General features: G+C 68.9%; 18 protein-coding genes. 9 read left to right on the forward strand and 9 right to left on the reverse strand.

What is annotated here, in order from left to right:
- Positions 1 to 149: 149 nt before the first annotated feature.
- Together B2742_RS13430 and B2742_RS13435 are read right to left on the reverse strand one after the other, a co-directional pair.
- On the reverse strand, positions 150 to 935 hold the full coding sequence (locus tag B2742_RS13430) for a C40 family peptidase (RefSeq protein WP_292067217.1): 786 nt from the start codon (positions 933 to 935) through the stop codon (positions 150 to 152).
- A gap of 163 nt (positions 936 to 1098) precedes the next feature.
- Positions 1099 to 2478: a leucyl aminopeptidase family protein gene (locus B2742_RS13435; RefSeq protein ID WP_292067219.1), complete on the reverse strand. Its 1380-nt coding sequence runs from the start codon at positions 2476 to 2478 to the stop codon at positions 1099 to 1101.
- 94 nt (positions 2479 to 2572) lie between these two features.
- Between B2742_RS13435 and B2742_RS13440 the strand changes: the two genes are divergently transcribed.
- The 4 genes from B2742_RS13440 to thrS are packed head-to-tail and all read left to right on the forward strand — an operon-like array spanning position 2573 to position 6097.
- Positions 2573 to 3379 (forward strand): tetratricopeptide repeat protein, encoded by an 807-nt coding sequence (locus B2742_RS13440; RefSeq protein ID WP_292067221.1) that lies wholly within the window; start codon positions 2573 to 2575, stop codon positions 3377 to 3379.
- 17 nt (positions 3380 to 3396) lie between these two features.
- Positions 3397 to 3879 carry an iron-sulfur cluster assembly scaffold protein gene (locus B2742_RS13445; protein ID WP_292067224.1) on the forward strand — a complete coding sequence of 161 codons (483 nt, stop codon included), beginning with the start codon at positions 3397 to 3399 and terminating at the stop codon, positions 3877 to 3879.
- A 44-nt stretch (positions 3880 to 3923) separates the two neighbouring features.
- Positions 3924 to 4175, forward strand: coding sequence for a membrane protein insertion efficiency factor YidD (yidD, locus tag B2742_RS13450; RefSeq protein WP_292067226.1), 252 nt, complete (start codon positions 3924 to 3926; stop codon positions 4173 to 4175).
- Positions 4172 to 6097, forward strand: coding sequence for a threonine--tRNA ligase (gene thrS, locus B2742_RS13455; RefSeq protein WP_292067228.1), 1926 nt, complete (start codon positions 4172 to 4174; stop codon positions 6095 to 6097). Before yidD ends, thrS begins: the two co-directional genes overlap by 4 nt.
- Before the next feature lie 73 nt (positions 6098 to 6170).
- On the opposite strand, the gene phnE is transcribed toward thrS, so the two are convergent.
- Genes phnE through phnC form a run of 3 tightly spaced genes read right to left on the reverse strand, consistent with a single transcriptional unit; the run spans position 6171 to position 8778 of the window.
- Positions 6171 to 6989, reverse strand: a complete 819-nt coding sequence (gene phnE, locus B2742_RS13460) for a phosphonate ABC transporter, permease protein PhnE (RefSeq protein WP_292067229.1) — start codon at positions 6987 to 6989, stop codon at positions 6171 to 6173.
- Positions 6986 to 7984: a phosphate/phosphite/phosphonate ABC transporter substrate-binding protein gene (gene phnD, locus B2742_RS13465; protein ID WP_292067231.1), complete on the reverse strand. Its 999-nt coding sequence runs from the start codon at positions 7982 to 7984 to the stop codon at positions 6986 to 6988. Before phnD ends, phnE begins: the two co-directional genes overlap by 4 nt.
- Positions 7981 to 8778 (reverse strand): phosphonate ABC transporter ATP-binding protein, encoded by a 798-nt coding sequence (gene phnC, locus B2742_RS13470; RefSeq protein WP_292067234.1) that lies wholly within the window; start codon positions 8776 to 8778, stop codon positions 7981 to 7983. Before phnC ends, phnD begins: the two co-directional genes overlap by 4 nt.
- A gap of 342 nt (positions 8779 to 9120) precedes the next feature.
- Here phnC and B2742_RS13475 point away from each other — a divergent pair, with 342 nt between their 5' ends.
- The 5 genes from B2742_RS13475 (at position 9121) to B2742_RS13495 (ending at position 13362) form a co-directional block, all read left to right on the forward strand.
- On the forward strand, positions 9121 to 10386 hold the full coding sequence (locus tag B2742_RS13475) for a type III PLP-dependent enzyme (protein ID WP_292067236.1): 1266 nt from the start codon (positions 9121 to 9123) through the stop codon (positions 10384 to 10386).
- A gap of 99 nt (positions 10387 to 10485) precedes the next feature.
- The gene (locus tag B2742_RS13480) at positions 10486 to 11538 is read left to right on the forward strand and encodes a 1,9-bis(guanidino)-5-aza-nonane synthase (protein ID WP_292067238.1); all 1053 of its coding nucleotides are present in this window, start codon (positions 10486 to 10488) and stop codon (positions 11536 to 11538) included.
- Between the two features lie 108 nt (positions 11539 to 11646).
- Positions 11647 to 11997 carry a ribonuclease gene (locus B2742_RS13485; RefSeq protein ID WP_292067239.1) on the forward strand — a complete coding sequence of 117 codons (351 nt, stop codon included), beginning with the start codon at positions 11647 to 11649 and terminating at the stop codon, positions 11995 to 11997.
- A 109-nt stretch (positions 11998 to 12106) separates the two neighbouring features.
- On the forward strand, positions 12107 to 12595 hold the full coding sequence (locus B2742_RS13490; protein ID WP_292067241.1) for a hypothetical protein: 489 nt from the start codon (positions 12107 to 12109) through the stop codon (positions 12593 to 12595).
- Positions 12592 to 13362: a PA-phosphatase gene (locus B2742_RS13495; protein WP_292067243.1), complete on the forward strand. Its 771-nt coding sequence runs from the start codon at positions 12592 to 12594 to the stop codon at positions 13360 to 13362. The genes B2742_RS13490 and B2742_RS13495 overlap by 4 nt, the downstream gene beginning before the upstream one ends.
- Here B2742_RS13495 and aguB read toward each other — a convergent pair.
- The 4 genes from aguB to msrA all read right to left on the reverse strand — a co-directional run bounded on the left by aguB (position 13359) and on the right by msrA (position 19552).
- The gene (gene aguB / locus B2742_RS13500) at positions 13359 to 14228 is read right to left on the reverse strand and encodes an N-carbamoylputrescine amidase (RefSeq protein WP_292067246.1); all 870 of its coding nucleotides are present in this window, start codon (positions 14226 to 14228) and stop codon (positions 13359 to 13361) included. The genes B2742_RS13495 and aguB overlap by 4 nt on opposite strands.
- The gene (locus B2742_RS13505) at positions 14228 to 15229 is read right to left on the reverse strand and encodes an agmatine deiminase family protein (RefSeq protein WP_292067248.1); all 1002 of its coding nucleotides are present in this window, start codon (positions 15227 to 15229) and stop codon (positions 14228 to 14230) included. The genes aguB and B2742_RS13505 overlap by 1 nt, the downstream gene beginning before the upstream one ends.
- 185 nt (positions 15230 to 15414) lie before the next feature.
- Positions 15415 to 18759 (reverse strand): TonB-dependent receptor, encoded by a 3345-nt coding sequence (locus B2742_RS13510; RefSeq protein ID WP_292067251.1) that lies wholly within the window; start codon positions 18757 to 18759, stop codon positions 15415 to 15417.
- Positions 18760 to 18922: 163 nt separating this feature from the next.
- Positions 18923 to 19552 (reverse strand): peptide-methionine (S)-S-oxide reductase MsrA, encoded by a 630-nt coding sequence (msrA, locus tag B2742_RS13515; protein WP_292067253.1) that lies wholly within the window; start codon positions 19550 to 19552, stop codon positions 18923 to 18925.
- Positions 19553 to 19655: the final 103 nt, after the last annotated feature.

Raw genomic sequence — 19655 nt, forward strand, 5'->3', positions numbered from 1 at the left:
GACCACGGGCGCAGCGGCCCAGCCCGCGACGACGGCCACCGGCGCCGCGCAGCCCGCCGCCACCAGCCCGGCCCCGCCGAACCGCTAGGTCCGGCCGGTTCCATCGATTTCGGGAAGGGCGGTCTTCGGACCGCCCTTTTTCGTTCGGCTCAGAGGCGGCGGATCGCCGGTCCGGCCGAGCCGGCGACGCGATGGCGGGCGTCGGCTTCGGCGAACGGCTCGATCACGACGCCGCCCAGCCGGCCGACGGCGTGCAGCACGCGGCCGCCGTCGAGCATGAAGCCGGCGTGGCCGTTCCACGGTCCCTCGTCCGGATCCAGCCAGATCACCAGATCGCCGCGCCGGGCCTCGCCCGCCGCCACGGCCTGTCCGAGTTCCGCCTGCTGGTCGGCATAGCGCGGGGCCGCGCGGCCGCAGGCGTAGAGCGCCTGTTGCACCAGGCCGCAGCAATCCGTGCCGAGCGATGAACGGCCGCCCAGTTTGTATGGCGTGCCCAGGAGCCCTTCGGCGACATCGACGGGCTCGGCGGCGAAGCTGCCGATGGGGGCCAGGCCCGGCACGTCGCCCGCTTCGACAATCAGGGCATTGAGCGGGAGGGCCTGCGCGGTCGATCCGACCCGGTGGGTGGCCAGGGGGGCCCCGTCCTTGAGGGCTGCCCGCAGCACCCAGCCGACGACCCCGTCGCGGCGGGCCCGGCCCCAGACGAGTTCCTCGCGCGTCTCTAGGACGTCGAAGGCCTCTCCGAAAATCAGTTGATCGACGGGATGTTCCCCCGCCACGGCCTCGGCCTGGATGTCGGCCACCGGGACCGCGCAATGCATCGCCCGCACCGCGCGGAAGGCGGCGGCGCGCACGACTCCTTCCAGCGCCTGCTCGGCCAGATCGGGCCGGGCGAGGGTGGTGCGGGGATCAAGGCTGGCGGCGACTGCGGTCAAACGTGGGCTCGTTCGATTGAGCCGGCATCCTGACCCATGAAGGCGAAAGGGCCGTTAACGGGAGGGTCGAAGGTCAAGGGATTGGGGATGAGGGTTTGGCGATGAGGGGTTGTGGGGTCTGATCCGATCTTCCCGTTTCCCACTCGACCCTCGCCCCTCCACCCTACGCGTACCGCCGGCCCAGCATCGCGAAACACGCTCTCAGCGCCTGGGCCTCGCCGCCTTCTGGCCAGCCCGGACGGGCGCGGGGGTTCCAGGCGAAGATATCCATATGCGCCCAGACGCCCGTCGTCGGGGCGAACCTCTGCAGGAACAGGGCGGCGGTGACCGACCCGGCCTGGGCCCATCCGGCGGAATCGTTGCGCAGGTCGGCGATCTCGGTGTCGAGCGCGGCGCGATAGCCGGGCCACAGCGGCATCCGCCATAGCGGGTCGCCCACCGCGCGGCCCGCCTCCAGCAGGTCGGCGGCAAGGGCCTCGTCGTCGGAATAGAGCGGCGGAAGGTCCGGCCCCAGGGCGATGCGCGCGGCGCCGGTCAGGGTGGCGAAGTCGAGCGTCAGATCGGGCGAATGCTCGCCGGCCCGGGTCAGGATGTCGGCCAGGATCAGCCGGCCCTCGGCGTCGGTGTTGCCGATCTCGATCGTCAGTCCCTTGCGGCTGTTGAGGATGTCGCCGGGGCGGAAGGCGTCGGCGGAGATGGCGTTCTCGACCGCCGCCACCAGCACCACCAGACGCACGGGCAGGCCTGACTGCATGACCAGACGGCCGAGAGCGAGGGCGTGGGCCGAGCCGCCCATGTCCTTCTTCATGTTGCGCATCCCGGCGGCGGCCTTGATGTCCAGACCGCCGGAATCGAACACCACCCCCTTGCCGACCAGGGCGACCAGCGGGAGGTCGGCCCGGTCGAGGTTCCAGCCGATCTCGATCACCCGCGGCGCGCGGTGCGGCGCGGCGGCGCGGCCGACGGCGTGGACGGCGGGATAGTTGTCTTCCAGCAGGGCGTCGCCGGTGGTGACTGCGATAGTCGCGCCGGAGGCGGCGGCGATCTCGCGGGCGATGGTCTCGATCTGCAGGGGCCCCATGTCGGCGGCGGGGGTGTCGATCATCTCGCGCGCGAGGGCGCAGGCGGAGGCGATGCGCAGGGCGGCCTCGACGTCCAGGCCCTCGGGCGCGACCAGCCGCACCTTGTCGCGGTCGGGTTTCGCCTTGTAGCGGTCGAACACATAGGCCCCGAGCAGAAAGGCCAGGGCGGCCCGGCGTGCGTCCTCCGGTCCGGCCTCCAGGCGGTACAGGCCCGGCGGCAGTCTCGCCGGCAGGGCGCGGGCGGCCATCGGATCGAAGGCGTCGCCGACGCCGACCAGGACCGCGGCGATTCCGCCCAGTCCGTCCGGGGCGACCAGCAGCTGACCGGGCTTGCCCTTGAAGCCGTTGGCGTCGGCCCAGCCCCGGAGCGCCGCGTCGACCGGGACATCCGGTCCCACGAAACGCACCGGAATCGCGCCCTCAGCCTCGGCGGTCAGCAGGTCGGGGTGCAGGACGGACATGGAAGGCGGCCTTTCCGGCTCAAGGGAGCCGATCTTAACCAAGGATTGACGGGAAGGGCCGAGTCTCGGACCGAACCCTTCCGGAGCGCCTTCCATGTCGCGCACGACCGCCCGTATCGCAACCATCGGCCTGCTGCTGGCCGGCCTGGCCACGCCCGCCCTGGCCGATCCCGTCACCGCGCCGCCGACCCAGGCGCCGGCGACGCGTCAGCCGGCGACGGCCGACGTGCGGGCCGCCTATGACCGCACCGACGCCCTGAGCCGCCAGATCTTCTGGACCGAACAGGCCGAGATCAACCCGATGGACCCCGTGGCCGGGGTCAAGGCGGCGCAGGCGCTGCGCGAACTGGGCCGGTTCGACCAGGCCGCCGAGATGGCGGGCAAGGTGCTGGTGGTTCAGCCGGCCAATGTCGAGGCCATGCTGGAGGCCGGACGCGCCCATATCGCGCGCGGTCAGGCCTTCTACGGAATCGCGGCGCTGGAAGGCGCGAGGAACGCCCGGCCCGACGACTGGCGGGCGTGGTCCCTGCTGGGCGCGGCCTATGAGCAGGTGCGCCGGGCCGACGACGCGCGCGCGGCCTGGGCCCAGGCCCTGGTCCTGTCGCCCGACAATCCCGATGTCCTGACCAATATGGCCATCTCGGCCATGACCCGCGGCGACGCCGGTTCGGCCGAGCCCCTGCTGCGCCGCGCCGCCGCCCAGCCGGGCGCCTCGCTGAAGGTGCGGCTGAACCTGGCCATGGTGCTGGGCCTGACGGGGAACCTGGGCGAGGCCGAGCAGATCCTGCGCCGCGACCTGCCGCCGGAAGCCGCCGATCGCAATCTTGCGTGGCTTCAAGCCCGGGCCGGAGGCGGGGCGGTGGATCAGGCCCGCACCTGGAACTCGCTTCAGGGCAGCTGATCGCCTATATTCCGCCCATGATCGACGAGCTCTACAGCGCGCGTATTCTCAGGCTGGCGGCCAATCTGCCGCACAGCGGACGGCTGGAAGCGCCTGAGGGCACGGGCGAGCGGGTCGCCAAGCTGTGCGGCTCAAAAGCCATTGTCGATGTGACGCTGGACGAGACGGCCCGGGTCCTGACCTTCGCCCAGGATGTGAAGGCCTGCGCCCTCGGACAGGCGGCGGCCGGCGTGCTCGGCGAGGCCGTCATCGGTGCGACGCTCGACGAGATCGTCGCCGCCCGTGACGCCATGGCCGCCATGCTGAAGGCCGGCGACGAGGGTCCGACGGGCCGGTTCGAGGGCCTGAGGGCGCTGAAACAGGTCGCCGACTATCCGGCGCGCCACGCCTCGACCATGGTCGCGATCGAGGCGACGCTGGACGCGGTGCGGCAGGCCCAGGGGCGTCCGGTAACGCGGGATCGGGCCGATACGCGAACTAGCCTCGCCGGCGCGGCCTAGAGCCCGTTGCTCCTGCGCGCATTGCAGGGGATAAGCGCGGCGACATGGCTTCCGGCGGAACTCTCTATGAACGCGGCGTGCGGCTGGCCCATCGCGGCTACAAGCTGACGCTGTCGCCCCTGATCGGGCAGTCGTGCCGGTTCCGGCCGACCTGCTCCGACTACGGGCGGGACGCGCTGATCCTGCACGGACCGCTCAAGGGGGGATGGCTCACGGTCAGACGCCTCTGCAAATGCCACCCCCTCAGCGAGGGCTGGAAATACGATCCGGTCCCGCCCGTGAAGACGAAACGATGATTGACCTCAAATTTCCCGACGGCGCCTCGCGCCAGTATCCCGACGACGCCACGGGCCGTGACGTCGCCGCCTCCATCTCGCCGTCGCTGGCCAAGCGTGCGGCCTTGGTCGCCCTGAACGGCGAGCAGCGCGACCTCGACCGGCCCTTGGGCGGGTCCGGCGACTTCAAGCTGATCATGCGCGATGATCCGGAGGCGCTGGAGACCATCCGTCACGACGCCGCCCACGTGCTGGCGCAGGCGGTGCAGGAGCTGTTCCCCGGCACCCAGGTGACCATCGGCCCGGCGATCGAGGACGGCTTCTATTACGACTTCCACCGCGAGGAGCCGTTCTCGACGGACGACTTCGCCGCCATCGAGAAGAAGATGGCCGAGATCGTCGACCGCGACGAGAAGCTGGTCCGTCAGGTCTGGGACCGGGACGAGGCGATCAAACTGTTCGAGGGCAAGGGTGAGACGTTCAAGGCCGAGCTGATCCGCGACCTGCCGGGCACGGAGACGATCACCACCTATGCCACGGGCGACTGGGTCGATCTGTGCCGGGGGCCGCATTTTCCCTCGACCAAATTCGTCGGCAAGGCCTTCAAACTGACCAAGCTGGCGGGGGCCTACTGGCGCGGCGACCACCGCAATCCGCAGCTGCAGCGCATCTATGCGACGGCCTGGGCCTCGAAGGAGGACCTCGACGCCTATCTGCTGCGCGTCGAGGAGGCCGAGAAGCGCGACCACCGGCGCATCGGCAAGGCCATGGGCCTGTTCCACATGCAGGAGGAAGGCCGCGGCATGGTCTTCTGGCACCCCAAGGGCTGGGTGCTGTGGCGCGTACTGGAGGACTATATGCGCCGCCGGCTGGACGCCGCCGGCTATGTCGAGGTCAAGACGCCCCAGGTGCTGGACCGGACCTTCTGGGAGAAGTCGGGCCACTGGGAGAAATACCGGCCCAATATGTTCGTCTGCGAGACGGTCGAGGGCGAGACCCTGTCCCTCAAGCCGATGAACTGCCCCGGCCACGTCCAGATCTTCGACCAGGGCCAGCGGTCGTATCGCGAACTGCCGCTGCGCATGGCCGAGTTCGGGGCCTGCCATCGCTATGAGCCGTCGGGCGCCCTGCACGGGCTGATGCGGGTGCGCGGCTTCACCCAGGACGACGCCCACATCTTCTGCCGCGAGGACCAGATCGTCGAGGAGACGGAACGGTTCATCCGGCTGACCCAGGTGATCCACGCCGATCTGGGCATGACGACGCACGAGATCGCCCTGGCCACCCGGCCGGAGGTGCGCGCCGGCACGGACGCGTTCTGGGACAAGGCCGAGGCCATGCTGGGCGAGGCCGCGCGGCTGGCCGGGGTCGACCCGGTCATCGCCGAGGGCGACGGCGCCTTCTACGCGCCCAAGCTGGACTTCATCGTTAAGGACGCCATCGGCCGGACCTGGACCTGCGGCACGCTGCAGCTCGACTATGTCCTGCCCGAGCGGCTGAATGCGGAATATATCGGCGAGGACGGCCAGAAGCACCGGCCGGTCATGCTGCACCGGGCCATCCTCGGCTCGTTCGAGCGGTTCATCGGCATCATGATCGAGAACTACGCCGGGGCCTTCCCGCTGTGGCTGGCGCCGACGCAGATCGTGGTGGCGACCATCGTCTCCGAGGCCGACGACTATGCCCGCGACGTGGTGGCCCGGCTCAAGGCCGTCGGGCTGCGCGCCGAGCTGGACCTGCGCAACGAGAAGGTCGGCTACAAGGTGCGCGAACACTCGGTCGGCAAGGTCCCGGTCATCGCCGTGGTCGGCAAGAACGAGGCCGAGGCGGGCACGGTGGCGATCCGCCGTCTGGGCTCACAGGCGCAGGAGGTCGTGTCGCTGGACGAGGCGATCCGCATTCTGACGGAAGAGGCGACGCCGCCGGATCTGCGCCCGGCCTGATCGAGTGCGGAAAGAAAGAAGCCCGCCCCCGCGATCGCGGAGGCGGGCTTTTCAATGGGCGGTGCAGCGACTGTTAAAGCAGGCGCTTGCGCATGGCCTGGGACAGCATGTCGATCAGGGTCACGGCGATGACGACGATGATCACGACGGCCGACACGTCGCGGAAATCGAAGGCGTTCATGCGGTCGAACAGGACCTGACCGATGCCGCCCGCGCCGATCAGGCCCAGCACCGTGGCCGAGCGGCTGTTGGACTCGAAGCGGTAGAGGGCGAACGAGGTCCACAGCGGGGCGACCTGCGGGATCACCCCCCAGACGATCTCGTGCAGCTTGGAGGCGCCCGTGGCGCGCACGCCCTCGACCGGTCCCTTGTCGATGGACTCGACCGCCTCGGAGAACAGTTTGGCCAGCACGCCGGCGGTGTTCAGGGCGATGGCCAGCACGCCCGGCAGGGGGCCGAGACCCACCGCCACCACGAACAGAAGGCCGATGACGAGGTCGGGGATCGACCGCAGCATGTTCATCACCCAGCGGACCGGCGTGACCACCCAGGCAGGGGCGATGTTGCGCGCGGCGGCCAGTCCCATCGGAATGGCTGCGAACACGGCCAGGAAGGTGCCCCAGAGCGCGATCTGCACCGTTTCCCACATCTTGGCGACGAACAGCCGCCAGTCAGAGAAGTCGGGTTTCAACAGTTCCTGGGCGAAATTGCGCGTCGCCTCGGAATTGCTGAACAGCTTGGAGATGTTGCCCAGGTCGACAGCCTTGATGCTGTAGATCAGCACGGCGGCCACCCCGCCCCAGATCAGGAGGTCGAGCAGCCACGCGCCGAGCGACTTGGACGGCGGGTTGGGAATGCCGGATGCGCCGGGCTTTGCGGCGGCGTCGGTCAAGGCTGGACCTCGCGCAGGCTGCGCAGGCGCTGCAGTTCACGCTCGGCCGTCGCAGCCGCGGCGGTGTCTCCCTTGGCGCGCGCCTCGTTCAGCTGCTGGTCGGCGATCATTTCGCGGATCGGGTTCAGGTAGCCGTCGTCGGCGGCGTTGAAGCGCGAATACTCCAGCCCTGCCAGAACCTGGCGCTGGCGCTCGGCCTCAGCCCCCTCGCCCTGGCCGTAGGTCAGGAAGAAGCTGCGGATCTTTTCCTTCAGCGCCGGATCCAGGTCTTCACGCACGAGAATGCCGCTCTCGGGGATCGGGGGCGACTGCCAGATTTCCTGAATCTGGGCGGCGACCTGGGGATTCTGCTTTCGCAGGAAGACGGTGTTGACCGTGTTCGAGGTCGCGACGTCCAGCACGCCAGAGGCGACCGAGAAGGCGTTGGACTGGTGGTTGGCCGAACGGACGGTCTTGAAGCACTCGGCCGGGGCGATGTTCCGCGGGTTGAACAGGAAGGCCATGGGCGCGAGCGTGCCCGAGGTCGACTGGGCGTCGCCGATGCCGAAATCATAGCGTTTGCCGCAGGCCAGGACCTGCTCAAGCGTGATGCCCGATCCGGCGCGGACGATCAGGGTCGAGCGGTAGCTGTCCAGACCTTCCTTGTTGACGGTGCGGGCGATGACCTCGGCGTCGGCGCGGTCGATGGCCTCCACCGCCGGCTTGGCCGAGAACCAGGCGACCTGGGTCTGGTTGCCGCGCATGGCTTCGACCAGCACGGTGTAGTTCGAGCCGAAATAGGGCTTCACCGGCACGCCGATGGCCTTCGACATGTCGTCGAGCAGGGGCTGCCACAGCGGCCCGGCGGACGCCTGGCCCTCGGCCGACAGGATCGAGAAGGTGATTTCGGTCGGCGCGCCGCCGGCCTTGGTGTCGTCGCCGCCGCCGCACGAGGCGACGCCCAGGACGAGCGCGGCGGCGAGAGCCAGACGGCGGGTGAACAGGGGCAGGGTCATGCCTTGGTTTCCCAGAACGCGTCCTCGAACTCGGGACCGTAGATGTCGATCAGTTGCTTCGTGTCCAAGCCTGTCGCCGGGCCGTCATAGACGATCTGGCCGGCCTTCAGGGCGATGACGCGATCGCAGTAGCGGATGGCGTAGTCGACCTGGTGCAGGGTGACGATGACGCCGAAGCCGTCGCGCTTGTTGAGCTCGACCAGCAATTCCATGACCTTGCGGGCCGAGACGGGATCGAGCGAGGCGACGGGTTCGTCGGCGAGGATGGCCTGGGCGCCCTGGACCATGGCGCGGGCGATGGCGCCGCGCTGTTGCTGGCCGCCGGACAGGGTGTTGGCGCGCTGCGCGGCGTAGTCGGAGACGCCCACGCGATGCAGGGCCGCCATGGCGCGCTGCTTGTCGGCCGCGGGCCAGAGGCCGAGCATGCCCTTCCAGCCGGGAATGCGGCCAAGCGCGCCCAGCATGACATTGGAGAACAGCGACAGCCGGCCAACCAGGTTGAACTGCTGGAAGATCATGCCGAGCTTCTGGCGCGCCGCGCGGGTGGCCCCAGTGGTGCGGCCGTTCTTCTGCACGACCTCGCCGAAGACGCTGATCGTCCCCTTGCCGGGGTCGATGCTCTGGAGGCCGGTGATCGAGCGCAGGAGCGTCGACTTGCCCGACCCCGAGGGGCCGATGAGGGCGACCATTTCTCCGGCCGCGACCTCGACGGACACGCCGTTCAGGGCCTTTCGGGCACCGAAAGTCTTGGACACGTCCCTGACGGACGCGACGGCGGCGGCGGGTGAGGTCATGGACACGCTGGAAGCGGTTGCAAGGGCGCGCCGCATCGCCCGATCGGGCTTGCGAGGCAAGTCTTAATGGCACGTCCGCGGCGATTTCGTCCAGCGCGACGGCAGGGGGCTGTCCCGCGGGGACTGGCGCGACCTGCACAAGCAGGCCTGTTCGGTCCGCGGCGCCGCCGGGACTCGATCCGGGGGCTGACAGATCCCCGGCCAAACCCAGAGTCCGCCTAGAAAAAACCGCTTTACATGACAGGCCCGTGACCCTACATCGCGGCTTCCGGCGGACCCCGTGGTCTATACGTTGCGCTGCTAACGCCGGCTGGGTTTAACAATTACAGGGGTTTACGTGAATTGCGCACGTATCCATTTCCCCTGGACCTGGTCCGCGAGCGGTCCCCTGAACGTCCCGTCGCCCTCGTGCGACCGCGTTCGGTTTCCGTAGCGGCGCGCTGGTTCCAGGACAATCTGAACGCCGACGTCTTCTATGCGGTGAAGGCCAATCCCTCGCGGTGGGTCATCGAGACCCTCGTGGAGGCTGGAGTCACCGGCTTTGACGTCGCCTCGCTCGCCGAGATCGAACTGGTCCGTTCGGTCAGCGCCGACGCGCGCCTGGCCTTCATGCACCCGGTCAAGAGCCGCGGCGCGATCACCAAGGCCTATTTCGAGCATGGCGTCCGCACCTTCTCGCTGGACAGCCATGACGAGCTGGCCAAGATCATCGACGCCACCGGCAACGCGACCGACCTGAACCTGCTGGTCCGGATGACGGTGTCGGCGGACGGCGCGGCCTATTCCCTGTCGGGCAAGTTCGGCGTCTCGCCGGATCATGCCCCGTCCCTGCTGCTGGCCACCCGCCAGGCGGTCAAGGACGGGCTGATGGGGGTCTGCTTCCATGTCGGGTCCCAGTGCATGCGCCCGTCCGCCTATGAGGCCGCCATGGCCCAGGTCGGCCGCGCCATCACCCGCGCGGGCGTGTTCGTGGACATCGTCGATGTCGGCGGCGGCTTCCCCTCGGTCTATCCGGGCATGGTCCCGCCGGACATGCAGGAATACGCCGACGCCATCCATCGCGGCTTCAACGAGATGCCGGTGTCGGAAACGACCGAGCTGTGGTGCGAGCCCGGCCGGGCGCTGGTCGCCGAGTCGTCGTCGGTGCTGTGCCGGGTCGATCTGCGCAAGGGCGACGCCCTGTATCTGAACGACGGGTCCTATGGCTCGCTGTTCGACGCGACGCATTCGCGCTGGCCCTTCCCGACCAAGCTGGTCCGGGACGGCGCGAGCGCGAATGAGCTGAAGCCGTTCCGCTTCTACGGCCCGACCTGCGACTCCATCGACCACATGCCGGGACCGTTCTGGCTGCCGGCTGATGTGCGGGAAGGCGACTTCATCGAGATCGGCATGCTGGGCGCCTATGGCGTGGCCATGTCGACCGGCTTCAACGGCTACGGCGAACACGACATCGCCGGCGTCGAGGATGCTCCGATGGCTTCGCTCTACGGCCTGGCGCCGCGGTCCATTCCGACCGTGCGCACCACGGCGGAAGAAGCCGCGCGCAAGGTGGTTCGCCTGTCGCGTCCGAAGGGCAAGGCCGGCCAGCGGAAGAAGTCGCGGCGCTAAACCGTCGCTTTCGCGTTGTACTCAGCAGCGGCCCGTCGCTCCGTCCGGGCCGCTGTTTCTTTTGACGACGGGCGCTCAAACCAAAGGGAAACCCTTGCAATGAACGCTCCCGTTCAGACCAACCAGAAGGCCCAGCTGCTCCAGAACACGGTGGAGCACGTCGACATCACCTCGTTCGACGCCCGTCCGATCATCGACAGCATGCGCAAGATGTCGTTCTCGAGCCGCGACACGGCCCGGGCGGCTGACATCTTCAACATGGCCATCGAGGACAAGGACTGCTCGCCGTGGCTGATCCTCGCCGGTTCGACCTCGGCCGGCGGCTGCATGCATGTGTACCGCGACATGGTGAAGTTCGGCATGATCGACGCCGTGGTCGCCACCGGCGCCTCGATCGTCGACATGGATTTCTTCGAGGCCCTGGGCTTCAAACACTACCAGGCCGCCGGCGAGGTGGACGACAACGTCCTGCGCGACAACTACATCGACCGGATCTACGACACCTATATCGACGAGGAAGAGCTCCAGGCCTGCGATCACACCATCCTGGAGATCTGCAACCAGCTGGAGCCGCGCGGCTATTCCTCGCGCGAGTTCATCTGGGAGATGGGCAAATGGCTGTCGGAAGGCAATGCGAAGAAGCCCGGCTCGCTGATCCAGACCGCCTATGAAGAGGGCGTGCCGATCTTCTGCCCGGCCTTCGTCGACAGCTCGGCCGGCTTCGGCCTGGTCAAGCACCAGAAGGAGCGGATGGCCGAGGGCAAGCCGTATCTGATGATCGACGCGGTCGCCGACTTCCGCGAACTGACCGACATCAAGATCGCCGCGGGCGTCACCGGCCTGTTCATGGTCGGCGGCGGCGTGCCCAAGAACTTCGCCCAGGACACCGTCGTCTGCGCCGAGATCCTCGGCGTCGAGGCCGAGATGCACCGCTATGCGGTCCAGATCACGGTCGCCGACGTGCGCGACGGCGCCTGCTCGTCCTCGACGCTCAAGGAAGCCGCCTCGTGGGGCAAGGTGCAGACCACCCACGAGCAGATGGTCTTCGCCGAAGCCACCACGGTGGTGCCGCTGATCGGCTCGGACGCCTATCACCGCGGGTCGTGGAAGAACCGCGACAAGCGCCGCTGGAACAAGCTGTTCGGGAAGTAAATCGCCCGACGGTGCAGCAATCGGAGGGCCGGGATCGTGATCCCGGCCCTTTTCGTATGCGGAACCCTGACCGGCGCGAGTCGCTATGTGTGGCGAAGGAGCCTCCCCATGACCGACCCGCACAAGACCGCCGACGCCCGCGAGGCCGAGGACATGGGCGAGAAGCCCGATCTGGGCCGCACCCCTGACGCCCTGACCGAGGCCCTGACCGGCAGCGGCATGGGGTCGGACACGCGCGCGGGGACCTTGCAGGGCGGCTCCGCCTCCGGATCCGAGATCGATCCCGACCAGGAAGCCATAGACGCCATGCTGGCCAGCGAGGGCATGGCGATGGCCGATCCGCAACCGCCTGCCCCGGCCGACCCCAATCCGGTCAAGAACACCGGCGAGGACGCGACCGGCGCCGACGGCGAAGCCGTCGACGGCGGGGGCGGCGAGGCGGACGCCGCGACCGGCTGACGGCTGCGTCATTCGCGCCGCGGCGAAGGCGCGAACCCGCCTTGCCGCCGCCGCAGGCTTCCGCCACGGTGGAGCCGCTCAGAGACAGTCTTCTTAAGGACGATACGGGATGAAGCGCACCCTCGCGGCCACCGCACTGATGGCGACCCTGGCCATGGCCGGTTGCAGCCAGGCCCCCGCGGATGAAGCCCCGGCCGCCGCCGCCGAAGCCGCTCCGGCTGCCGACGCCGCCGCCCCGACTGCGGCGCCTGCGACAGCCGCAGGCGCTGCAACCCCGGCGGCCCCCGGCGCCCCCGCTTTCGCCGTCGTCTATCCCGGCGGCGCGGCCCAGGGACCCGCCACCGTCGCACGCGGCCCGGACGGGCCCGGCGGGATCCTCAGCTTCACCACTGACGCCACGCCCGACGCCGTGGTCGACTTTTACCGCCAGCGCGCCGAGGCGGCCGGCCTGGCCTCGGTCATGGCCATGAACACCGGCGACGCCCGCGCCTACGGCGCCGCCGCCAGCGACGGCAGCGGCAAGCTGTTGCGCGTGGTCGCCACGCCGGTCGCGGACGGCCCGACCAACGTGCAACTGGACTGGACCGCCGGCCGGTGAAAACCGCCGGTGCCGTGGCCGCCTGCCTCCTGGCGGGCGGTTGCGCCGCGGCGAGCGCCCTGGCCGTCGCCCCGCCGGTAGAAGGTTATCTGGACGCGCAGGCCGTCCAGACCGCCACCGCGGGCTTCACCCCCTATCCTGTGCATCCTGACGCCGAACAGGCGGTGTTCGATCTGGCCGCGCCGGGCTCGGATCGCTGGTGGCTGGCCATCGCCCAGGCCGAATTGCGGCCGCCCGAGGCCGCCCAGCATTTCGACTGCGTCCTCGGGACCCGGCTGGCGCAGCGCCCGCGCCCGGCCCTGATGCGGCTGATGAACCGGCTATTGACGGACTCACTCCGCGTCACCGCCATTCTGGCCGAACGAGAACCGCGCCGGCGCCCCGTCGCTGAGCGGCCCGATCTTCAGCCCTGCGTGCGGATCGACGCAGTGACGCGCAACAGCCCCTCCTGGCCCGCGAGCGGCGCAGTCGCCGGATCGGCCTATGGCGAGATGTTCGCGGCCCTGGCGCCTGACCGGACGGACGCGGCGCGGACGCGTGGGCTCGACATCGGCCTCAGCCGGGCCCTGTGCCGGGTGAACTGGCATGCCGACGTCACCGACGGCTTTCAGATCGGGCGGACCGTCTACGAACGCGCCGCCGCGACCCCCGAATTCGGCGCCGATCTCGAGGCCGCGCGGGTCGAGGTCGCCGCCGCCCGTGCCGAAGGCCTAACCAACCCCGCCTGCGCGGCGGAGCGGCGAGCCCTGAGGCGAACGGGGTACTAGGCCGGGCGGGGACTGACCAGCGAGCCGTAGAGGTCGGTCCGCCGGTCGCGGAAGAAGCCCCAGGCGGCGCGGTGCCGGTCGATGTAGTCGAGGTCGAAGGTGTGGACCAGCGCCCCCTCGTCCTCGCGGCCGAAGCTTTCGACCAGGTCGCCGCGATGGTCGGCGATGAAGGACGAGCCGTAGAAGACTTGGCCGGCCTCATTGACCCGTTCATGGCCGATGCGGTTGGCGCCGACGACCGGCACGACATTGGACACTGCGTGGCCCTGCATGGCGCGCCGCCACGGGTCCGCGGTGTCCAGTTCCTTGTCATGCGGTTCCGAGCCGATGGCGGTCGGGTAGAACAGCACCTCGGCCCCCTGCAGCATCATCGCGCGCGCGGTCTCGGGGTACCACTGGTCCCAGCAGATGCCGACGCCGATGCGGCCGTGGCGGGTGTTCCAGACCTTGAAGCCCGTATCGCCGGGCCGGAAATAGTATTTCTCCTGATAGCCGGGGCCGTCGGGGATGTGGCTCTTGCGGTAGACGCCGAGGGCCGAGCCGTCGGCGTCCAGCATGACCATGGAGTTGAAATAGTGCGGTCCCTCGCGCTCGAAGATCGAGACGGGGATGGCGACGCCGAGCTCGGCCGCGACCGGCTGGAGCGCGGTGACGCAGGGGTGGTCGCGCCACGGATGGGCGCCGGCGAACCACTTCTCCTCCTGCGAGACGCAGAAATACGGGCCCTGGAACAGTTCCGAGGGCAGGATGACCTGGGCGCCCTTGCCGGCCGCCTCGCGGATGAGGGCGATGGTCTTGTCGATATTCGCCTGCAGGTCCTCGCCATAAGAAGTCTGCAGCGCGGCGACGGAGAGCGTACGGGCCATCAGGCGGGCTCCTGCTGGGAGATGCAGTGAAAGGATCCGCCGCCCGACAGGATGGCGATCGACGGCAACGGAATGATCTCACGGTCCGGGAAGACGGTCTGCAGCCCCTGACAGACGAGGTCGGCGGCGCGGGCGTCGCCATAGGTCGGAACGATGACGGCCCCGTTGGCGATGAGGAAATTCATATGGCTGGCGGGGATCGGCCGCTCGTCCTCATCGCCGATGAAGCCGGGCGACGGCAGGCGCAGCAGTTTGAGAGGCGCGCCGGTCGCGTCCGTCATCGCCGACAGCGCCTTGGCGATGGCGTCATAGACCTCGTCATTGGGATCCCCCCGGCCCCAGGCGATCGGGCAGGCGACCACGCCCGGCGCGACGAACCGGGCGAGGTTGTCGACATGGCCGTCGGTGTGGTCGTTGAGCAGACCGTCGCCCAGCCACAGCACCTTGCGCGCGCCGAGCGACGCCGCCAGCGCGGCCTCGGCCTTCGTTTCGGTCCAGCCGGGGTTGCGGTTCGGGTTCAGCAGGCATTGCCGGGTGGTGACGATGGTCCCCTGCCCGTCATGATCCAGCGCCCCGCCCTCGAGGATGAAATCATGCCGGTCCAGCGGCGTGTCTGCGGCCTTGCCGATCTGGTCCGCGACCGTGTCGTCATGCTCGAGCTCGTATTTCCCGCCCCAGCCGTTGAAGCGGAAGGCCGCGGCCGTGGCCGAACCGGGGCCGAAGATCGGACCGGTGTCGCGCAGCCAGATGTCGCCGAAACGGCCGTCGATCACCTCGACGTCCCCCACGCCGGCGAACCGCGCGCGGGCGTCGTCCAGGGCTTCCGGCTTGCCGACCAGCAGCCTCACCCGCTCGCGGCCCGGACCGGCCAGGGCGCGGACCAGGGCCTCGACCTCCGCCTGGGCCGGCTCGAGGTTATCCTCCCACAGTTCGCCGTGGCTGGGCCAGCCGACCCACATGGCGCGGTGCGGCGACCATTCGGCGGGGATGGGTGTGGTCATGGGCGGGTCGATCCTCGGCGGGAAGGGTAGCCGCGCCAGATAGACACGGCGGCGTCCGACTTCAACGTATGGGCCGGGTTCCGGTCCCGCACGACATGGGTTCCGCGGCCGCCGGCGCCTGAAAGCAAGAAGGGGCGGCCCGTTTCCGGACCGCCCCCTCCTGGTCGTGATGTCAGGCGTCGGTTCTAGAACTCGAACCGCGCGCCCACCTTGATCTGCCAGGTCGAGGCCGGCAGTTGCGCGATCGGGCGACGGGCCTCACCGGCCAGAGAGCCGCCAGGGCCGGCATTCTGCAGCGAGGAGTATCGATAGACCGCGGCGGGATTCGCGCACGAACCGGCGACGCCGCCGACCCGGCAATCGAGCACCACGGTGCCGACGCCGCGATAGAACGGGTACTGCTCCGTGACGCCCCAGTGCTCGTTGATCAGGTTACCGATGTTCTCGATGTCCATGTAGAGCTTGACCTTGCCGGTCGGAACGAACGGCACCGAGATCTCCTGGGACAGACGGACGTCCGCGGTCGTGACCGCCGCCGAGCGGAAGGCGTTCCGCGGCGCGATGGAGCCGGCGTATTTGATCAGGCCGGTGTTCTGCAGGAAGGCGTTGAAGTCGGCCAGGTTGATGCCGGAGTAGGTGATCCGGGGATCGCTGACAGCGGTGACCAGACCGTTGGAGTCCACCTGCGGCACGTAGAACAGCTGGTTCGAGGTGCCCAGGGCGCCCGAGTAGGACTGCGGCACGGCGTTGCCGAAGTCGTTGTCGAAGTTGCCCGTACGGCTGCTGTGATAGACGAACGAGTAGGGCAGGCCCGACCGGCGCTGAACGAACAGGTTCACCGAGGTCTCGTTGTCGCCGAACAGCTCGCGGGCCCAGTGGGCGTTGACCGAGAAGCGGTGCCGGATCTCATAGTCAGAGGTGGCCAGAACCGGGTTGTTGTGGTCCGACGAGGCGAAGCGGACGAACGACGAGTCCGGCTGCGAGCTGGTCATCGGGTTGCCGTCTTCGGCCTCGGTATAGGTGTAGGTCGCGCGAACGTCGAGACCTTCGAACACACCCTCGACCCAGTCCTTCTGCGCCGTGATCGCGGTCGAGAACGACGAACCGCCCTCTTCGAGATTGGTCAGAAGCAGGTCGAAGCCGACCGGGCCGGCCGGGTGCGAATAGACAGGGCGCCCGTCAGGAGCCGTGCCGATCTCGGTGGCCAGCAGGTCCGTGTAGTAGAGGGCGTTCTCGAAGTCGTTGAACAGGACGTCTGCCTGCAGGCGGAAGTCCTCGATCAGCGGCAGCCTGAAGTCGCGGGCGACCGTCAGGTTGTACTTCCAGGCGCTCGGAACTTCGAAGTTCGGATCCAGGGCCACAACGCTGCCGTTGCCCGGGGTGAAGGTGCAGTTGGCGCCCGCGGGCACGACCGACAGGTCGGTGATGCCGGTGAGCGGGCCGGTGCAGACGGCGTTGGTGATGTTGACGCCGTTGTTGCCGAAGGGGTTGCCGATCTGCACGTTGGTGCCGATCGCCGAGAACCGGCCAATGCCGCCCGAGATCGTCCAGTCGCCCGGGGTCCAGTTGAAGCCGAACCGCGGCATGAACAGGTCGCGGCCGTCGAGGTTGGCCGTGTTGGCGAAGCCGTTGCGGGTCTCGAAGCCGGTGTTGAGCGGCGGCTGGTCGTCCATGCCGAACCAGTCGTAGCGCAGGCCGTAGGAGATCCGCAGTTCGTCCGTCAGCTGCCAGGTGTCTTCAGCATAGAGCGAGTTGAGGTCGTAGCCGAACTCGACGGCGCCGTCGCGGGCGGTGCCGAACGAGGCGGGCACGGTGCCGCCGGTGGGGTCGACCGCGCCGCGGATGAACAGGCTGGCCGCCGTGCCGGCCTGGAAGTTGGCGAAGCTGGAGAAGGTCCAGGTGCCCAGCGACTGGGAGACGAAGACGTTCAGGAAGTCACGACGCTCGGTCCGCAGGCCGAAGAGGAGATCGTGGGCGCCCACATTGTAACGGCCGATCAGCTCGGCGTTGGTGTTCTCGCTGTACAGGTAGTTGTCGTGGCGGAAATTGTCCGCGCCGAACTGGATGGCGGGGCTGCCGCCGCCGGCGGTCACGCCCGCCAGGTCCGAGACCGAGACGGTCACCTGACCGACGGTCAGGCCGCCGACCGGGATCTGGGTGGTTTCGGTTTCCTTGTAGCCGAAGCGCAGCTCGGTGGAGAAGGCGTCGGTCCACTGCGAGTTCAGCTGGGCGTTCCAGGTCGTGAGACGCTCGTCCTTGAGATACTGGCTCGACTCGAGCGCCAGTCGCGGCACGCTGGTGGAACCACCGTTGAGGAAGGCCGAGGAGGTCGAGCCGTTGAAGGAGTTGCCGATCGTCTCCTGGAAGGTGATGGCCAGGCGGTGATCGTCGGTAATGTTCCAGTCGACCTTGGCGAGGATCTTCTCGTCCTCGACCGGGGGGGCGACGTTGACGAAGGAGCCGGTGTCGTAACCGTAGCGGGTCTGGGCGGCGTTGCGGAAATTCTCGACGGCGGTCGTGGTGATGCGCGGGATCGGGTTGGCGAAGCCGGCGTCGGCCGGACCTTCGTTCAGCGAGAACTCCGACTCGTACAGTTCGTACGACAGGAAGAAGAACAGCGTGTCCTCGATGATCGGGCCGCCCAGGGTCGCGCCCCAGGTCTGCTCATCGAACACGCGGTTGTACGTGCGGCGCTCCTGGAAGCCGCTCGGGCCGTAGCCCCAGTAGCGATCGCCCAGCATGCTGTCGTCGCTCTTCTCGAAGAAGGCCGAGCCGAAGAACGAGTTGCCGCCCGACTTGGTCACGGCGTTGATCGAGCCGCCGATGAAGCCGTTGTTGATGACGCTGAACGGAGCCGCCGAGACGTTCACCGCCTCGACCGAATCCAGCGAGATCGGCGAGCGCTGGGTCGGATAGCCGTTGCCGTTCAGGCCGAACTCGTCGTTCTGGCGGATGCCGTCGATGGTCAGCTGGTTCAGGCGGGTGTTGACGCCCCCGAAGGACAGGGCGTCATCGTTCGAGGCGTCGATGGTCGCGAACGGGTCGAGACGGGCCACGTCCTTGAGGTCGCGGCTGATCGAGGGCAGGGACTGGATGGTGTCGGCGCCGTAGTTCGAGGCCGAGCCGGCGCCGAAGTCGTTGGAGAAGCGGCGACCCGAGACGAAAACCTCTTCCAGCGCGCTGGCGGTCTCGCTGTAGACCACCACGTCGCCATTCGCCGCGTCGCCGACGCCGATGGCCGACAGTTCGGTCGCGCCCTGGCCGGACGACGAGGTCGCCGCGACGGTGTAGGGACCGCCCACCCGCAGGCCGCGGGCGCTGTAGAAGCCGCTGCCGTCGGTGACCGTGCTGACCGTGGTACCGGTCGGCTGGTGGGTGATGGTGACGGTCGCGGACGCCGCGGCGGCGCCGTCGGCGGTCAGCACGCGACCCCGGATCGCGCCGGTCGTCTCCTGGGCGTAGACGGCCGTCGAGGCCATGAGAGTGAGCGCGGCGAGCGACACGCCACAGCCAAGCGTTTTGATGTGCATCTGAAGAGCATCCCCTCTTGGCCGTCTCGTTCCGGCCGAATGCCGGGCGCAAAGATGACGAGATTGACCGAGTTGGGTTCGCTCTAGGCGCGGAATCGAACGCGTCGGCGACAGATATATGACATTGATGTGACGGCGATTGGGGGTGGCGGCAGGGCCACAGTCAGGCGGCCTCGCCCCAGACGGCCCGCAGGCGTGCGGCCCGGCCGCAGAACCGGCTGTAGCCGGCATATCGGGCCGGATTCAATCGGGCGAAATCCTGGTGATAAGCCTCCGCCGGCCAGAACCGCGCGGCGTCGCGAACGGGCGTCACGAAGCGGGCGGCCCCGATCCGGGCGACGGCGGCGCGGCGCGAGGCCTCGGCGGCCGGCTTCTGGGCCGGACTGGCGAAAACGGCGGTCGCATAGGATGCGCCCTGGTCGCAGAACTGGCCGTCGGGGTCCGTGGGATCGATGGTCCGCCAGAATCGGTCGACCAGTTGGCGATAGCTGATGCGGGCCGGATCGAAGGTGACCTGGACCGCCTCGAGGTGGCCGGTTCCGCCGCGGACCACCTGGTCATAGGTCGGATTGGCGGCCCGGCCGCCGGCGAAGCCCGACACCGCCTCGACCACGCCGGGGATACGCTCGAAATTCGCCTCCACCGACCAGAAGCACCCGCCGGCGAAGACCGCGACCTCGCGGCGGCCGCTGTCGGCGGCCTGGGGGCCTGAGGCCGCGCTCTCGGCCGGCGCGCCCGGCGAGCAGGCGGCGAGGACGAGAAACACAAGGCTGGCGAGGGCGCGACGGGACATGGGCGGTTCCTCCGGCGGCGGCGACGGTGCGCGCCATGACCGAGATACGACCGTCTCTCTCTGGAAGTTTCAGATCAAGCGCCCAAAGCAAAACCGCCGCCCC

Origin of the sequence: Brevundimonas sp. UBA7664 (assembly GCF_002483305.1) — a bacterium.
Taxonomy (GTDB): Bacteria; Pseudomonadota; Alphaproteobacteria; order Caulobacterales; family Caulobacteraceae; genus Brevundimonas.

Excerpts from the sequence above, each read along its gene's own strand:
- B2742_RS13435 (WP_292067219.1), bottom strand. The coding sequence starts at position 2,478 with ATGTCCGTCCTGCACCCCGACCTGCTGACCGCCGAGGCTGAGGGCGCG.
- B2742_RS13440 (WP_292067221.1), top strand. The coding sequence starts at position 2,573 with ATGTCGCGCACGACCGCCCGTATCGCAACCATCGGCCTGCTGCTGGCC.
- B2742_RS13445 (WP_292067224.1), top strand. The coding sequence starts at position 3,397 with ATGATCGACGAGCTCTACAGCGCGCGTATTCTCAGGCTGGCGGCCAAT.
- yidD (WP_292067226.1), top strand. The coding sequence starts at position 3,924 with ATGGCTTCCGGCGGAACTCTCTATGAACGCGGCGTGCGGCTGGCCCAT.
- thrS (WP_292067228.1), top strand. The coding sequence starts at position 4,172 with ATGATTGACCTCAAATTTCCCGACGGCGCCTCGCGCCAGTATCCCGAC.
- phnD (WP_292067231.1), bottom strand. The coding sequence starts at position 7,984 with ATGACCCTGCCCCTGTTCACCCGCCGTCTGGCTCTCGCCGCCGCGCTC.
- phnC (WP_292067234.1), bottom strand. The coding sequence starts at position 8,778 with ATGACCTCACCCGCCGCCGCCGTCGCGTCCGTCAGGGACGTGTCCAAG.
- B2742_RS13480 (WP_292067238.1), top strand. The coding sequence starts at position 10,486 with ATGAACGCTCCCGTTCAGACCAACCAGAAGGCCCAGCTGCTCCAGAAC.
- B2742_RS13485 (WP_292067239.1), top strand. The coding sequence starts at position 11,647 with ATGACCGACCCGCACAAGACCGCCGACGCCCGCGAGGCCGAGGACATG.
- B2742_RS13490 (WP_292067241.1), top strand. The coding sequence starts at position 12,107 with ATGAAGCGCACCCTCGCGGCCACCGCACTGATGGCGACCCTGGCCATG.
- aguB (WP_292067246.1), bottom strand. The coding sequence starts at position 14,228 with ATGGCCCGTACGCTCTCCGTCGCCGCGCTGCAGACTTCTTATGGCGAG.
- B2742_RS13505 (WP_292067248.1), bottom strand. The coding sequence starts at position 15,229 with ATGACCACACCCATCCCCGCCGAATGGTCGCCGCACCGCGCCATGTGG.
- B2742_RS13510 (WP_292067251.1), bottom strand. The coding sequence starts at position 18,759 with ATGCACATCAAAACGCTTGGCTGTGGCGTGTCGCTCGCCGCGCTCACT.
- msrA (WP_292067253.1), bottom strand. The coding sequence starts at position 19,552 with ATGTCCCGTCGCGCCCTCGCCAGCCTTGTGTTTCTCGTCCTCGCCGCC.